Origin of the sequence: Rahnella perminowiae, from assembly GCF_019049755.1 — a bacterium.
GTDB lineage: Bacteria > Pseudomonadota > Gammaproteobacteria > Enterobacterales > Enterobacteriaceae > Rahnella > Rahnella perminowiae.
On the sequence record NZ_JAFMOS010000536.1, the window covers coordinates 1 to 16,186 of the forward strand.

A 16,186-nucleotide genomic window follows, 5' to 3' on the forward strand; every position below is an offset into this window, starting at 1 on the left:
GACCCCGATGCCATATTTATTCTCAACAAACTCAAACGCCAGACGCAGTTGTTCGGCGTTGGGGTTTCCCGGCAGCAGATGAATGGATTCTCCGGGCTGGAGGGTGCGTTCAATCAGACGGGAAAGCTGTTTCTCATCATGAATATCCACCTGCAATTGCGCCAGACTGACCGGCAGATCTAATACCTTGTACAGCGCGGTTAACTGCTGCACCACTTCCGGCTGGTTGAGTAGCGCGCTTTGTACCAGGATGCCGTAAGCGACTTTAGTGCCGTGCAGAAACGCGTCAGTTTGTGGCAACGCAGTCAGGCCGTTATGTACCGAATGCGCTGCTGCGATGCGCGTATAGCGGTCGCCCAGGCCGCCCACCAATCCGCCACCCGCAATGATGGCATCGAGCACATTGAGGAACGGTGGCGTCAGTTGGCTATCGTCTTGTGCCTGTAAAGCCGCTTCGCTTTCATTAAGCAACACGTCGCGGATAGTCAGCGCGGTATTCAGACCAAGCTGTACGGTTAACGGCAGTTTTTCCGGCTGCGGACTGAGCACCACCGCTTCATACCATTTCGCCAGCGTATCGCCTATCCCAGCCAGCAGATATTCTTTCGGCGCCCGCAAAATGATACGCGGCTCGACCAGCACCAGATGGTTGGCATCATTGAAAATTTCGTAACGCAGCGCCTGACCTTCATCGTTATACCACACTGACAACGGCGTCCATGCCGCACAGGTCGCTGCAATCGTCGGGATCGCCACCACCGGCAAGCCGAGCCGGCGCGCCACAACTTTGGCGGTATCCAGTACTGCGCCGCCGCCGATGCCGATCACCACCTGACGGTCATTGCCGCCGGTATCCGCAATACGCTGTACTTCGGTTTCGCTGCAATGCGCCTTGAACAACACGTGTTTCGCCTGTGAGGCGGTAAAGGCTTCCGGCAGGAAATCCTGAGCGGCGGTTAAGGCGCGCTCACCGTAAATCCACAGTGCCTTGTCCAGTTGTTCCGGCGAATAAAACTGCGCCAGCCGGTCTATGGCGCCGGGGAAAGAAAAGTAGTTGGCGGGGCCGGGCACCACGCGAATATCAGTATCACTCATGGGAAATCCTTAATTTAGAGGCTGTTAACATCCTACGCCCGGCCATCCGGATGGCTAATACTCTTTGGCATTAACTTATGCCTTTTCGTTCGTTGCCATTCATTCCCGGGTCATTAAAACTCGGGCAATCAATTCATTAACTCACTATAAAAGCCTGAATAAGGGCTGTCATGAATTGTCCTCCCGTTTAAATGATGATTAACCACACAGGGTAATAACCATGAAACTGTTCTCCGCGTCGTTACTGGCGTTAAGTCTGTTCTCCGTTTTTCCTTCTTTTGCGGCAGAAACCGCGCCGGTACCGAAAGCTATCGCCGATCACCAGGGGCCGGTGCGCATTGCCGTGATCCGCAATTTAGGGTCTGACGATAACACTACGCAGTTTTTGTCCGGTGTTATTCAGGAAGGCCGCAAGCTGGGCTTCCAGGTCAGTACTTTCCTCAGTAATGGTGACGATGCGAAATTTCAGGACTTCGTGAATCAGGCCATCAGTCAGAAATACGACGGCATTATTTTGTCACAGGGGCGCGACCCGTATTCCACCGATTTGCTGAAACGCATTACGGCCAGCGGCATCGCGGTATCCGTGTTTGATACCGCCGTGAACGGTAATATTCCCGGTGTGACCGTGACCCAACAGGATGACGCCTCGCTCACCGATCTTTCTGTCGGGCAACTGGTGAAAGATTTCAACGGCAAAGCCAATATCGTCAAACTGTGGGTGGCCGGTTTCCCGCCGATGGAACGTCGTCAGGATGCCTATAAAAAAGTATTAGCCGCCCATCCTGGCATTCATGAGCTGGAATCTGTCGGTGCTGTGTCGTCGGATGTTCAGGGCGATACCGCCAATAAAATCGGCGCGCTGCTGGCGAAATACCCGAAAGGGAAAATCGACGCGATCTGGGGAACCTGGGATGCCTTTAGTCAGGGCGCATATAAAGCCTTACAGGAGAATGGCCGCACTGAAATCAAACTCTACAGTATCGATATTTCCAATCAGGATATCGGCCTGATGCGCGCGGCCAACAGCCCGTGGAAACTGAGCGTGGCGGTGGATCCGAAACTGATCGGCGCGATAAACCTGCGTCTGGTTGCCAACAAGATTGCCGGTGAGAAAACCCCTGAGACGTATGAATTCAAAGCGGCGGCTATCCCGCAGGCATTGCTGACAAGCAACCCTGATGCTGTGAACGTGGCATCGCTGGCGAAAGTGATCCCCGGCTGGGGCAAATCTGATGATTTCATCGCGCCGTGGTTCGCCACTCTTGAAGCGCAGCACAAAAAATAAGGCCGGATGATGACAATGCAATCTCTCCCGACGCCGGAATACAGTCGTAATATGCGGCTGATCGGCCACAGCGATCAGGGTGGAAAACCCGATGGCGTCCAGGTAATGGTTCATCGCGGTTACGCCTATATCGGCCACATGGTCTCGCAGGGTTTCTCCATTGTGGATGTGCGGGACCCGAAAAAACCGCGCTCCGCCGGTTTTGTCCCTGCGCCGCCGGGCACCTGGAATGTGCATTTACAGGCACATGACGATTTGCTGCTGGTGATCAATGCCCGCGATTTGTTCGCGGATGTCCGCTTTGCCGATGAAAAGGTTTATTACACACGTTCCGTCAGCGAAACGGTTCAGGGTACGCAACAGCGTGGCTGGAGTGCCGGTGTGCGTATCTTTGATATTTCGGTGCCCGATCAGCCAAAAGAAATCAGCTTTCTCGGTCTGGATGGCATCGGTGTACACCGCATCTGGTATGTCGGCGGGCGCTGGGCGTACGTTTCAGCCCTGATTGATGGCTACAGTGATTACATCTTCCTGACTATCGATCTGGCTGACCCGCGTAATCCGCAGGTCGCCGGGCGCTGGTGGTTGCCGGGCATGCATACCGCAGGCGGTGAAACGCCGGACTGGCCGGAAGGTAAACGTTATGCGCTGCACCATGCCATTATCAGCGGAGATATAGCCTACGCCAGCTGGCGTGACGGTGGCCTGACGTTGCTGGATATCAAAGACCGCAGCGCGCCGCAGCTGATTTCGCATCGCAACTGGAGCCCGCCCTTTGGCGGCGGCACGCATACCGCGCTGCCGTTGCCGGACCGGGATTTGCTGGTCGTACTCGACGAAGCGGTGCTGGATAATCAGGAAGATGGCGAAAAGCTGATCTGGCTGTTTGACGTGCGCGAGCCGTCGAATCCGGTGAGTATTTCGACCTTCCCGCAGCCCGGAGAACGGGATTATGTCAGCAAAGGCGCGCATTTCGGACCGCATAATCTGCATGAAAACCGGCCGGGCAGCTTTATCAGTTCAACGCTGATTTTCGCGACCTACCAGAATGCGGGTGTACGTGCGTACGACATCAGCAATCCGTACCAGCCGAAAGAAACCGGTGCGCTGGTGCCTGCTGCGCCCGCCACCATGATGGATAAACGGCCTGGCAGGCCGCAGGTGATTCAGTCCTGCGACGTGTTTGTCGATGCGCAGGGGATTATCTACAGCACCGACTATAACGGCGGATTATCCATTATCGAATACCTCGGTTGATCCCCTGCCCGCGCCGGAACTTATCGGGTTTCAGGCGCGGGCGTTTTTGTTTTTCCCGTCACTGACTTTCCGGGGCTGAGGACCAGCCACACCGCCACGCAAATCAGAATGCCGCCCGCGAAAAAACCTTCCGATAGCTTTTCATTAAGCAGCAGATAACCCCACAGAATACCGAACGGTGGGATCAGAAAAGTCACCGTCATGCTGCGCAGCGGGCCGATATCGGCTATCAGGCGGAAATACAGAATGTACGCCCATGCCGTACAGATAAACCCGACCGCCAGCACACAGAGCCAGACCAGTGGCTGCGCCCAGCTGACCGGCGCTTCGGTTGCTGAGGTATAGAGGAAAAAAGGCAACAGAAACAGCGTCGCGCCGAGCTGGCTACCGGTCGCCACCAGTTTGGGATCCAGCCCGCCGCGTTCGGTGATCCAGCGGCGTGTCAGGAAACCGGCCACCGCATAACAGCCGGTCGCGACCAGGCAGGCGATGACGCCCGCCAGTAATTGCGGCACCGATTCCGCGCTGCCGGTGGTGGTCAGCAAGGTAATGCCGAACAGGCCAGTCAGCACGCCGAACGCTTTTTTGAGCGTCACGGTTTCATGAAAGAATAAACCGCCAAGCACGACACCCATCAGCGGCGTGGTGGCGTTGAGAATGGCGGAATACCCTGCGGGTAACCAACGTGCTGCCAGACAATACATCAGAAAAGGCAGACCGGAGTTGATCACTCCGAGCAGCAGCGAGCGGCCAAATTTATGCTGATAATTACGCGGCGTTCTCATTACCGCCAGGATCACTACCAGCCCGACAAACCCGAACAGTACCCGCAGAAACGCCGTATTGATGGCGCCGAACGCCGGGGCCGCCACCCGCATAAACAGAAAACTGCCACCCCAGATCGCCGCCAGCAGTAGCAGTCGGCAATAATCCCCACTTTTCATTCACATCCCCTATTGAATATTGTCTGATGTCTTGTTTTATTGATGCAGGCGAACAACTAAAACGTGTTAATCAGTGTAGTGAATGTTCAGCCCGAAAAACCCTCTTTTTCTTGCTTTGTTATTCAGGAAACTTGCCAGTGAATGCCGTTAAAAAACTAACGTCACCACAGGGAATGAAATGATGGTGATATCTGGAGGGGGAAAAGCACACCGGAGGATAATTCCTGATGACGGATTTCTTACAAGCTGATTTTGACGTGCGTCTGGAATGGGGGGCGCAGGCGGTGGAGCATCTGGCGGCTAAGGCCGATTGTATTGTGATTATTGATGTGATGTCGTTTTCTACCTGCGTGAGTGTAGCGAATGAACGCGGTGGTGTGATATTCCCCTATCCATGGAAGGACGCCAGCGCGCAGCAATATGCTGCTGAGCGAAATGCACAGTGTGCGCAGTTTGACCGGCGTTTTCAGGGGCCGGGTTTTACCCTTTCGCCCTGCTCCCTTCAGGAGATGGCTACCGGAACGCGGCTGGTATTACCCTCGCCGAACGGATCGGCGCTGACGTTTAAAGCCAAAATACACAATGCGGCGATTTTCACCGCCTGCCTGCGCAATCTCAACGCGACTGCGCGTGCCTGCGAAAAATATCAGCGCATTCTGGTGATCCCCGCCGGTGAAAAATGGCCGGACAACAGTCTTCGTCCGGCGCTTGAAGATCTGGTCGCTGCAGGGGGATTGATTTCACGTTTACAAAATCGCCGGTGGTCAGCAGAAGCCCGCGCGGCAAAGGCGGTTTATCAAAACCTCACGCTGGAAGAACTTGCTAATTGCGGCTCCGCACGTGAACTCATACGACGAGGTTTTTCTGCCGATGTCACGCTGTGTCTGCAGGAAGATGTCAGTGATTTCGCCTGTCAGTTACAGGGGGAGTTTTTTACTGCGGTCAGCTAAGCGTAAAAATCGCTCTTTTTGATCCTCCGTTGATGTATAACCCGGCTAAAGGTGTGTGATAGGTTTAATACTTATCATCTATCTTTTGCTGTGCCTTGCAGCGAGTGGTTTTTTTCCGGGACAGAACATAATGAGCCACAGTAAACCGGATGTGTCAGAGCATCCGCAGGAAGCGTCCGGCGTTAATTCCGGGATCTCCGTTATTGCTTTATTGGTTGCCGCCGCCTTTTTCATGGAGTTTATCGACGGTACGGTGATTGCCACGGCACTGCCGCAAATGGCGATTTCCTTCGGGGTGTCTGCTGTTGATCTCAACGCCGGGATGAGTGCCTATATGCTCACGCTGGCAGTGCTGATCCCCGCCAGCGGCTGGGCGGCGGAACGTTTTGGCGCCCGCAATGTTTTCACGTTTGCCCTCGCCGTCTTTACGCTGGCCTCGCTGTTTTGTGCCATGGCAAGCAGCGTCAGTGAATTCATCATTCTGCGTATTATTCAGGGGATCGGCGGTGCGCTGATGGTGCCTGTCGGGCGTCTTACGGTGCTGAAAACGACACCGAAACCGCAGCTTATTAAAGCTATCGCTACCCTGACCTGGCCTGCGCTGGTGGCACCGATCCTCGGGCCGCCGCTTGGCGGATTTATCACCCATTACGCCTCATGGCACTGGATTTTCTATATCAATGTGCCGCTTGGGATTATCGCGATGATGCTGGCGTGGCGTCTGTTCCCGCAGGCGCCTTCCGCTGAGCCGAAGCATTTCGACAAGTCGGGGTTTGTGCTGACCGGGCTGGCGATGCTTTCGCTGGTGACTGGTCTGGAGCTGATCAGTCAGGACCACATTTTATGGACTGTTGCGATACTGTTGCTGGCGGCAGGTGTGGTGCTTTCGGTGCTGGCTATCCGGCATCTTTACCGCGCCCCCGCGCCGATGGTTCACCTCGGGGCGATAGTCATTCCGACGTTTCGTATCTGTATGGGGGGCGGTTCGCTGTTTCGTGTGACCATCAGCGCCGTGCCTTTCCTGTTGCCGCTGATGTTGCAGGTCGGGTTTGGCATGGACCCCTTCCATGCTGGTTTGCTGGTGCTGGCAGTATTTGCCGGTAATCTGGCGATGAAACCGGCCACTACGCCGCTGATCCGTCGTTTCGGCTTCCGGCCGGTGCTGGTGATTAATGGCCTGCTGAGCGTTTTCTCCCTGTTGTTCTGTGCGTTCCTGACGCCGGGTACGCCGGACTGGCTGGTGATGTTATTGTTATTTCTCGGCGGCCTGAGCCGTTCGATGCAGTTTACCGGCATCAGCACGCTGGCGTTTTCCGATGTGCCTGCGAAACAAATGGCTGATGCCAACACCCTGTTCAGCACGGTGCTGCAACTGTCTGTCGGGCTTGGCATCACCGCCGGGGCGCTGGGCACACGTCTGGGTGAGCAACTGACCGGTCTGATGCACTGGGACGATATTCCGGGCATGAGTTTTAAAATTTCCTTTGTGGTTATTGCCGTGCTGACGCTGATTGGCTGGCTGGATATGCTGCGGCTTAAACCTGACGCGGGTTCATCCGTTTCAGGCAAAAAATGAACCGTTGCTCTATGATAACGTGTGTTAATTACCCCCTTTGGGAGAAACCGATGTTCACAGGATTAAGTGCTTTTCCTCTTACACCGCTGACTGAAAAAGGTATTGATGAGAAATCCTTTGTCAGGCTGATGGATCGCCTGGTTGCCGCCGGTGTGGATTCGATCGGTGCGCTCGGCTCGACGGGCAGTTATGCCTATCTGAAGCACAGTGAGCGCGACCGTGTTGCGCGGCTGGCGGTGGAACACGCCGGGGGTATTCCTGTGATGGTCAGTATCGGTTCAGTGCGCACTTCTGATGTGCTGCATCTGGCAGAAGATGCCCAGCGGGCCGGCGTCAGCGCGGTGCTACTGGCACCGGTGTCGTATCAGAAACTCACCAGCGACGAAGTATTTACCTTGTATGAGACTGTCACCCGCCATCTTTCGGTGCCATTGTGTGTTTATGATAATCCGGGAACGACGAATTTCGATTTCACCGACGAGCTGTATGCGCGCATCGCACAATTACCGCATGTTGCCAGCATCAAAATTCCCGGACTTTCAGCCGATCCGCTCACCACGCGCCAACGCCTCGAACAACTGCGTCCGCTTGTTCCTTCTCATGTGACGCTTGGTGCCGCAGGCGATCTGGCGGCAGCTACTGTACTGACGCAAGGCGGTGATGTCTGGTATTCCGTGATTGCCGGATTGTTCCCGGAAATTCCGCTGGCGATCACCCGTGCGGCGCAAAAAGGCGATGCCCGGACGGCACAGGCATTGTCGGCACAGCTGGAACCACTCTGGGCATTATTCCGCCAGCACGGCAGCCTGCGCGTTGTCGCTGCCGCAGCGGAAATTCTGGGTATTGTTGCCGCACCCTGCCTGCCGTTACCGCTGCAGTCTCTGGCCGGTGATGACCGGCAACATCTGGCCACTGTTCTTGAACAGCTGGATTTGCGCGCCTGATCCGGATGGCGGGGGCCCCTCCCGCCGTCATTTCCTTTTCCCGTCCCCACGCCATAAACAGCCACGCTTTTTGTCGCTTATTCCCCCGTTTGATTTCGCTTAAATCGCTTATGGTGTCAGCATCATGAACCTTTTCTGCCCGTGCGCTGATGCAGGGCAAAACCCATAAAGGCTATTCAGGCGTGGCAAAATCATTTTTACGCAGTGGCAGTCTCAATGACATCCTTGCGCTGGGCGAAAACGGACAACCGGTTTACGCATCAGCTCTGCAATTACGCGAAACCTTACGTCTGCGTAAACAACCTGTCATTGCTGACTGTCTGGCGATCCCGCAGCTTAACGAGGCCGGTGACCGCCTCGACTGGTACTCCCCCCGTGAAGGCAAAGTTGTTTCCTGGGCCGCAGCCACCGATGCCGCGCGTGCGTCGGCGTTGCGCCAGCTGGAAAACTGTCTCGACAGCGTGTCACAAATCAGCAAAGCAGCAAAATCTTCCGAAAAATCAGCTACACAGTTTTTTGGCGCGTTAATGGAAAAAGCCTTTCGTTTTCCGGATCAAAACCATGTGTACCTGGTCGGCGGCCAGCCGGTGCTGACATTCTGGGGCTTCGTTAGCCTCGAGAGCACCAGTAACCCTGATGCTTTCGCCGCATTGCGTAATACGCTGAAAGCTGATGAACCTCTGCCGACGCTGTCGCTGGCAGCAGAAAAAATCAAAGCGCCGGAACCGGTGGTTGAAAAGCCTGAACCCGTTCGTGTGATCAAAACTATTGAAGCCCGTGCGGCTGAGCAGGAAAGTACAACGCCGGAGCCGGTCGCCGCGCCGCGCCGTAAAAAATCGCCACTTATCTGGGCGCTGCCGGTCGCTGCGCTGGTTGTTGCCGCTTCTGCCGCAGGCTGGTTATATTCCCGCGCGCCTGCACCAAAAGTTGAAACCGTGAAGAACGAAGTGCCGGAACCGGCGGCTGCGGAACCTGCGGTGATCGCCCCGCCGCCGGTGACTGAGTCAGTGAAAGCGCCTGAAGTGAAAGCGCCGGCACCGTCGTCGCTTCCGGTTGCTCCGGCTGCGGTGGTGGTGCCTTCCCCTGCGCCGGTTGCGGAAGTGGAAAAAACGCCGGTTGCCGCTGACCCCGCAGCGCCTGTGCCGGTCAGCAAAAATGCTCTGGTGATGCCGCCCGACGCGGTAAAAATCGGCTCGACCAAGTTCCTCAACGGTAACTGGAATGTGGTGGTCGATATCAAAGATCCGGTTACCGGTAAGCCGCCGGTGCTGCGTTATCAGTTCAAACAGGGTCAGGGTACAGTGAAAATTACTTACGGTGCAGGCGTGACCTGCCGCGCGGCGGTGAATGCCGGGCTGATGCAATCAGGGAATCTGGTGATTAACAGCCGTTACAGAGCGAAATGCAGCGACGGCTCCCGTTATCAGATGCCGGAAATCAGTTGTACTCAGGGCGCGACTGGCGCTGCCGTGTGTCAGGGCCGTTATACCGGCGACACGGTTTACCCAATGACCATCAAGCGCGAAGGTAAATAACAGCATGCTGGCAACCATTACAGATTTTAAGCAAAAGATTACCCTGATCCGGGACAGCGGCATTCAGTTTCTCGACTTCGCGCTGAAGCCGGTATGGGATGACGGCCTGCCTGCTAAATTTGTGCGCAAGAGCGCCAACGGCCCGTTATTGCGCCTGGATTATAATCCGCAAAACGGTCGTCACTTTTTACCGGGGCTGGAGGGCGGTGCGCCGGAAGTGGTGCGTCCTGAGTTCAGTTTTCCACTGGAACAGTCGCTCAAATTGCTCGACCAGATCTGGCTGCCATTGCCGTTTCTGCGCTTCAATCCGCCGCGCACTTTTATGGCTGGCCCGGATAACTGGGCGCGGGTGCAAATCCGTGAGCTTGATACACCGGAAGCCGATGGCAGCACACACCGCGTGGTGATTGCCTTTGATACCCGCGTGGCGGAAGGCGATAGCGAACAAACTCAGCTGGCACCGACGCCGGATGATGTGAAAAACGGCATCAGTTTTGCGCTGGCGTGGCATAACGAAGAACTGCCTGATTTCCTCGATCAGACCTGGGTGGACGGCTGGTTACGGGAAGTATTCACCGAGCAGTCGGCTGTGCGTGAAGAGCGGGAAGCGCGCAATATTAAAGTCGCCCTGCGTGAATTCGAATATCAGGCGCATTACCTGAATCTGCTGGAAATGCTCGGCACTCAGCTCAGCATTCCTGAGCTCAAGATCAACGGCGCGACCTTGCAGGAACCGGCGATCAACGTCGATCTGATTCTGGATGTCGGTAATTCGCATACCTGCGGCATTCTGGTGGAAGACCATGTGGGGGAAACCGATGGCCTGAAGCAGACCAGCGAACTGCAACTGCGCGACCTCTCAGAACCGCATTTTCTCTATAACGAGCTGTTCGAAAGCCGGGTCGAATTTGCCCATGCGCGCTTTGGTAAACCGAACTTCTCCGTCGAAAGCGGCCGCGATGATGCTTTTATCTGGCCGTCAATTTTACGCGCCGGACGGGAAGCCAGTCGTCTGGCACTGCTGCGCGAAGGCACGGAAGGGTCGACCGGGATTTCCAGTCCGCGCCGCTATTTATGGGATGAAGACAGCTATACGCCGGGCTGGCGTTTCAGTCAGGGTGGCCACGGTGCGGTGACCGAGCCGGTCGCGGCGGCCATGCCACTGACATTCCTGATCAATGACGACGGTCAGCCACTGTCTGATTTGCCAGCAGAAGATCGCCTGCCGGTATTTTCCGCGCATTACAGCCGAAGCTCGGTGATGACGCTGATGTTGTCTGAACTGCTGGCGCAGGCGCTGATGCAAATCAATAGCCCGGCTCAGCGCACCCGTATGTTGCGTTCTTCCGCGCCGCGTCAGTTGCGCAATATTATTCTGACATTGCCCTCGGCGATGCCGAAACCGGAGCGTGAAATTTTCCGCCGCCGTATGCAGGAAGCCATCGGGTTGGTGTGGAAATCTATGGGCTGGCACCCGTCTGACGACGCGTTTAAAAGCCAGACTGACAAAGCCAAAAGCAGCATGCCGGTGCCGGACGTCCAGATGGAATGGGACGAAGCGACCTGCGGGCAAATGGTGTATCTCTACAACGAAACACAGGTGAATTTCGGTGGTCATACCGGCGAGTTTTTTGCCAGCATGGCGCGCCCTGACCGCGAACTGGCCGACGATGAGCCCGAGGGCAAAACGCTGCGTATTGCTTCGATTGATATCGGCGGCGGGACGACCGATCTGGCCATCACGCAATACTGGCTCGACGACGGGATGGGCAATAACGTCAAAATTACCCCGCGTCTGCTGTTTCGCGAAGGTTTTAAAGTGGCAGGTGACGATATTCTGCTGGATATCATTCAGCTCTATATATTACCTGCCTTACATGCGGCGCTGAAAAAAGCCGGTCTGGCCAATCCTGATGGTCTGATGACGCGCCTGTTTGGCAGCGAGGGTCGCATGGATGGCCATGCCACCTTGCGTCAGCAAAGTACGCTGCAAATCTTTATTCCGCTGGCGCGGTCAGTGCTGGAAGTTTATGAACGCTTTGATCCGCTGGATACACATGCAGAAATTGATGCGCCCTTCGGTGAACTGCTGGAGCAGGCACCGACGCTGAAAATGCTGGATTATCTGCATACCGAAATCCAGCGTGTTCTGCCTGCCGGTTCGGCGGTGTTCGACATTTTACAGGTGCCACTGGTACTGAAACTGAGCAGACTGCACAGCGAGTTTTTATCCAACCGCATGAGCATTACGCAGAATCTGCGGTCGCTGTGCGAAGTGGTGTCGTTGCATGATTGCGACGTGTTGTTGCTGACCGGCCGCCCTTCACGCTTCCCTGGCATTCAGGCGCTGTTCCGCCATCTGCAACCGTTGCCGATCAACCGCATGCTGTCGCTTGATGGTTATCACACCAGTGGCTGGTATCCGTTTAACAAGCTCGGGCGTATCGACAACCCGAAATCCACCGCAGCCGTTGGCGCCATGCTGTGCCTGCTGGCACTGGATTTGCGTCTGCCTGGCTTCTATTTCAAAGCCGGTGATTTCCAGCCGTATTCGACTGTACGCTATCTCGGTATGCTCGACGGCAACCAGGTGCTGACCGAAGATAACGTTTGTTACAGCGATATTGATCTGGATGCCCACGATTATAAGCTCGACAGCGCGGCCAGTTTCCGTATTCGCGGTGCCATTTGTCTGGGGTTCCGTCAGTTGGAAAATGACCGCTGGCCCGCCTCGCCGCTGTATACCCTGTCAGTCGCCGAGCCTGAACTGGCGCGGAAAGTAGCCGGAGACAGTGTGCTGCGGGTAAAACTGGCGGTAAAAAAAGGGGAAGACCACCCGACGCCGGAATTTTTTGATATTGCCAGCGCGGTGCTGGATAACGGCACCAAAGTGCCTGCCCATCACCTGCGCCTGCGGCTAAATACACTGGGCGAGAGCCATTATTGGATCGACAGTGGGAGCGTATTCGTCTCATGACAACAAGCACGACAGAAACATATGCCGGTCTGACCACCAACGTGTTGCAACGTCAGTTTGCGGCGGTCTCTGACACCATCGGCGAGGCACTGGATTGGGTCGATGCCACCCGCGCCCAGGCCCCGCGTCTGGATCTGGAAGCCGACCGGCTGAATTTGCAGCTGATACGCTGCCGCGAGAAAGCCCAACGTCTGGCGCTGGCCTGTGAGTTACCGCCGGCGCTGGGTTTTTACGGTCACTCTCAGGCCGGGAAATCGTATCTGATTTGTTCGCTGGCCGCCGGTAACTACGGGCGGCTGGAAACCCGTCTCGGAGGCGTCACGCTCGATTATCTGACGCAGATTAATCCCGGGAACCGTGTGGCACGTTTCGCTACCCGGTTTACCCGCCAGGCCGACGTCCGGGATCGCGCATTTCCGGTACGTGTGCTGCTGATTAATGAAGCCGATCTTGCCCGCATCGTGATCCGTGCTTTCCGCCCTGACAGCCATTATCACGTGGCGGACACGCAACAAATCACTGAACATCTCAGTAAACTGATGATGCATCGCCAGCCGGAGCCGGTAGACGGTTTTACCTGCGAACAGATGATGGGATTATGGGATTCTATGATTCGCCTTGATCCGCGCCGCTTCCGCCATCTGAATGCGCATTACTGGCCGGTGGCAGTCAAGCTCGCGCCTTATCTGAACATTGACGATCGTGCCCGTCTGTTCTCCCTGTTGTGGGGTAATCAACCGGCGCTGACGGCGGCCTACCGCCATTACGCCCACACGCTGCAACATCTGAGCGGTGCGGAAAGCCTGCTGGCGCCGCTGAGTATTCTGGTTGATGAGGCCATGCAACCGGCGGAAGGCATATTCAGCCAGTCGCCGGGTTGGGATATTCAGATCCCGGTTTGCCCGCAGTTCGGCGATGAAAGCGCGCCTCCTGTGACGTTGTCACTGACGGAGCTGACTATGCTTGCCTCCGAAGTGCAAATCCCCCTGCTTTCACCTCCGCGCGAAGTGCTGTTCGAACAGATCGATTTACTGGATCTGCCCGGTCATGGCGCTCTGACGGATGAAAGCGGTGATGATGAAAATTCCGCCCTGTTCCGCGCAAAAATTTCTTACCTGCCGGAGCGCTATACCGATCGTCACGAAATGAACATGCTGATGGTCTGCACGGCTGCTGACGTACGTGATGATGTGGCAGCCGTGGGCCGCACACTGGAACACTGGGTTAAGGAAATGCACGGTGAAAACACGCAGGTGCGTGGCCGACGTAAACCGGGGCTGGTGTGGGTATTAACCCCCTTCGATCGCCGCGTGAGCGGATCAGCGCATTTCGACGAGGCCGTTCAGCGCCATGTGGGCAATCCGGGTGATGCCTGGGGCGCACTGCTGGCCATGGATGATCGTGGTCTGCAACGTATGGCCGACTATCTTGTGGCAGAAATTCGCCCGGAAATCCGGCTGAACCGCCTGAATGAAATGCGTGATGAGCTGTGCCGTGAACTGGCGGATAATCTGCTTGGACGCTGGTATCAGGCGGGTGATGCGGCTGATCCGGCGCAAAAACAACACACAGTTCAGACCGTGATTAAGGCGCTGCAAACCCGCACGGGCGTTCACGGTGAGTTGCTGGAAAAACTGCTGCCCGGCCGCGATGAACTGCACCGTATTTATCATGAGCATGCCGGTCTGCCAACTGAAACGGGTGAGCAGGATGAGTCTGGCGCGGAAAGTTTTGGTATCGGTATTGATATCGATTTATTTGCCGAGCCGCAGGATGTGCAGATCTGGCAGGAAAAACCGGACGACGGCACGGCGTTTGCGCGCCTTGTACAGCGTTACTGGATTAACCATCTGCGTAGCTTGCCGGAAAACGAACCGCTGATCGCCCTGCTTGGCGTGGCTAAACCGACCGTCGAGTTGCTGATGGAGGAGCTGATTACCGCCAGTTTCCGTCTGAACATGGGCGAGGCGCTGGTGCGTTCACTCGGCGGTGCGTTATCAGCGGGGGCACGGGAACATGAACATCATGCAGATCGTCAGGTTTCACGTGCCCTGACGGTATTGGGTGATTTTGTGGCCTGGCTGGGCTTTGAGAAACAAGCGGAAGCCGAACGCCCGGAAAGCCGTATCAATAAAGGCAATAAGATTTTTGCCAAGCCAAAGAAAAGTGTTGCCAGCTGGAAGTCATCCCGGCGTCTGACAAAACTTTCGGCCACGCCGACCAATACCACAGCATTTTACATCTACGACTGGCTGGTGGGCCTGCAGGAAAGCATCATGCGAAACGCCGGTTATGCCGCAGGCGGGGAGATCCCGGCGCAGCAGCGTAAAGGTCTGGAGCGATTGCTCAGAACCCTGGCAGCCAACTGCTGAGAGAAATAACCGGAACGGCAAAAATGCTGTTCCGGTTTTTTTTACGGGTATCGCATGGACTAAAACAGAGGCATAACCGCAGCGTGAGTCACACAAATTGGTCATAATCCGTCTATACATAGTGGGGTAAAGAAATATCATTCACCGCTTTGTGTCCCGCACAGAGCAGAAACGGAGTCCATTATGACTGATATCACTGCGTTGTTAGGCAAAGAAGCCGATTCACTTCTTCAGCATCAATGTTCCACCATCACTTCAGACCAGCTGTACCTGCCGGGTGCCGATTTTGTTGACCGTGTGATGATCGACAATAACCGTTCTCCGCGCGTACTGGCTGCGATGCAAAATTTGTATAACACCGGGCGGTTAGCCGGTACCGGTTATCTGTCGATTCTCCCGGTTGATCAGGGTGTAGAACACTCCGCCGGTGCCTCGTTTGCTGCGAATCCGCTGTATTTCGATCCTAAAAATATTGTTGAGTTGGCGATCGAAGCAGGATGTAACTGTGTGGCGTCGACTTACGGTGTGCTGGCCTCCGTTTCGCGCCGCTACGCGCATAAAATCCCGTTCCTGGTCAAACTCAATCACAATGAAACCCTGAGTTATCCAACGCAATATGACCAGACGCTGTATGCCAGTGTGGAACAGGCGTTTAATCTTGGTGCGCAGGCTGTGGGGGCGACCATTTATTTTGGCTCAGAAGCATCTCGTCGCCAGATAGAAGAAATTTCAGCAGCCTTTGAGCGCGCGCATGAACTGGGTATGGTGACAGTTTTATGGGCGTATCTGCGCAATCCCGCATTTGTGAAGGACGGCATGGATTATCACTCCAGCGCCGACTTAACCGGCCAGGCGAACCATCTCGCTGCGACCATTGGCGCAGATATCGTGAAACAGAAAATGGCGGAAAATAACGGCGGTTACAAAGCGGTTAAATTCGGCTATACCGATGAGCGGGTTTACTCCAAACTGACGACGGCTCACCCGATTGATCTGGTGCGTTATCAGTTAGCGAACTGCTATATGGGACGCGCCGGATTGATTAACTCCGGTGGTGCGGCAGGCGAAAATGATATTCAGGAATCTGTGCGCACGGCGGTTATCAATAAACGTGCTGGCGGGATGGGGTTGATTCTGGGGCGTAAAGCTTTTAAGAAATCAATGAAAGACGGTGTGAGTTTGATTAACGCCGTTCAGGATGTGTACTTAGACAAGAAAGTCACTATCGCCTGAGGCTTACAATAATAA

At 55.5% G+C, this 16,186-nt stretch carries 11 protein-coding genes; 9 read left to right on the forward strand and 2 right to left on the reverse strand.

Features of this window, described 5'->3' with window-relative positions:
• Positions 1–1,095 (reverse strand): oxidoreductase (locus tag J1785_RS12555; protein ID WP_217219505.1); only part of this gene is annotated, 1,095 nt, incomplete at its 3' end.
• A 220-nt stretch (positions 1,096–1,315) separates the two neighbouring features.
• Between J1785_RS12555 and J1785_RS12560 the strand changes: the two genes are divergently transcribed.
• Positions 1,316–2,383, forward strand: a complete 1,068-nt coding sequence (locus J1785_RS12560; protein ID WP_129991010.1) for a sugar ABC transporter substrate-binding protein — start codon at positions 1,316–1,318, stop codon at positions 2,381–2,383.
• Between the two features lie 9 nt (positions 2,384–2,392).
• Positions 2,393–3,640, forward strand: coding sequence for an LVIVD repeat-containing protein (locus J1785_RS12565; protein ID WP_217219509.1), 1,248 nt, complete (start codon positions 2,393–2,395; stop codon positions 3,638–3,640).
• Between the two features lie 20 nt (positions 3,641–3,660).
• Here the strand turns inward: J1785_RS12565 and J1785_RS12570 are convergent, their stop codons facing one another.
• A complete protein-coding gene (locus J1785_RS12570; protein ID WP_129953563.1) occupies positions 3,661–4,584 on the reverse strand; it encodes a DMT family transporter in 924 nt (307 codons plus the stop codon).
• Between the two features lie 227 nt (positions 4,585–4,811).
• On the opposite strand from J1785_RS12570, the gene J1785_RS12575 reads away from it, so the two are divergent.
• The 7 genes from J1785_RS12575 to fbaB all read left to right on the forward strand — a co-directional run bounded on the left by J1785_RS12575 (position 4,812) and on the right by fbaB (position 16,171).
• Positions 4,812–5,534, forward strand: a complete 723-nt coding sequence (locus J1785_RS12575; protein WP_129953562.1) for a 2-phosphosulfolactate phosphatase — start codon at positions 4,812–4,814, stop codon at positions 5,532–5,534.
• 130 nt (positions 5,535–5,664) lie between these two features.
• On the forward strand, positions 5,665–7,110 hold the full coding sequence (locus tag J1785_RS12580) for an MFS transporter (protein ID WP_205951591.1): 1,446 nt from the start codon (positions 5,665–5,667) through the stop codon (positions 7,108–7,110).
• A 50-nt stretch (positions 7,111–7,160) separates the two neighbouring features.
• On the forward strand, positions 7,161–8,054 hold the full coding sequence (locus J1785_RS12585) for a dihydrodipicolinate synthase family protein (protein ID WP_217219506.1): 894 nt from the start codon (positions 7,161–7,163) through the stop codon (positions 8,052–8,054).
• A gap of 182 nt (positions 8,055–8,236) precedes the next feature.
• Positions 8,237–9,589: an SrfA family protein gene (locus J1785_RS12590; RefSeq protein ID WP_217219507.1), complete on the forward strand. Its 1,353-nt coding sequence runs from the start codon at positions 8,237–8,239 to the stop codon at positions 9,587–9,589.
• Positions 9,590–9,593: 4 nt separating this feature from the next.
• The gene (locus J1785_RS12595; protein ID WP_217138906.1) at positions 9,594–12,566 is read left to right on the forward strand and encodes a virulence factor SrfB; all 2,973 of its coding nucleotides are present in this window, start codon (positions 9,594–9,596) and stop codon (positions 12,564–12,566) included.
• Positions 12,563–14,938: a virulence factor SrfC family protein gene (locus tag J1785_RS12600; RefSeq protein WP_217219508.1), complete on the forward strand. Its 2,376-nt coding sequence runs from the start codon at positions 12,563–12,565 to the stop codon at positions 14,936–14,938. The genes J1785_RS12595 and J1785_RS12600 overlap by 4 nt, the downstream gene beginning before the upstream one ends.
• Positions 14,939–15,121: 183 nt before the next feature.
• Complete coding sequence (fbaB, locus tag J1785_RS12605; protein WP_129991015.1) at positions 15,122–16,171, forward strand: class I fructose-bisphosphate aldolase; 1,050 nt, start codon at positions 15,122–15,124, stop codon at positions 16,169–16,171.
• Positions 16,172–16,186 lie beyond the last annotated feature (15 nt).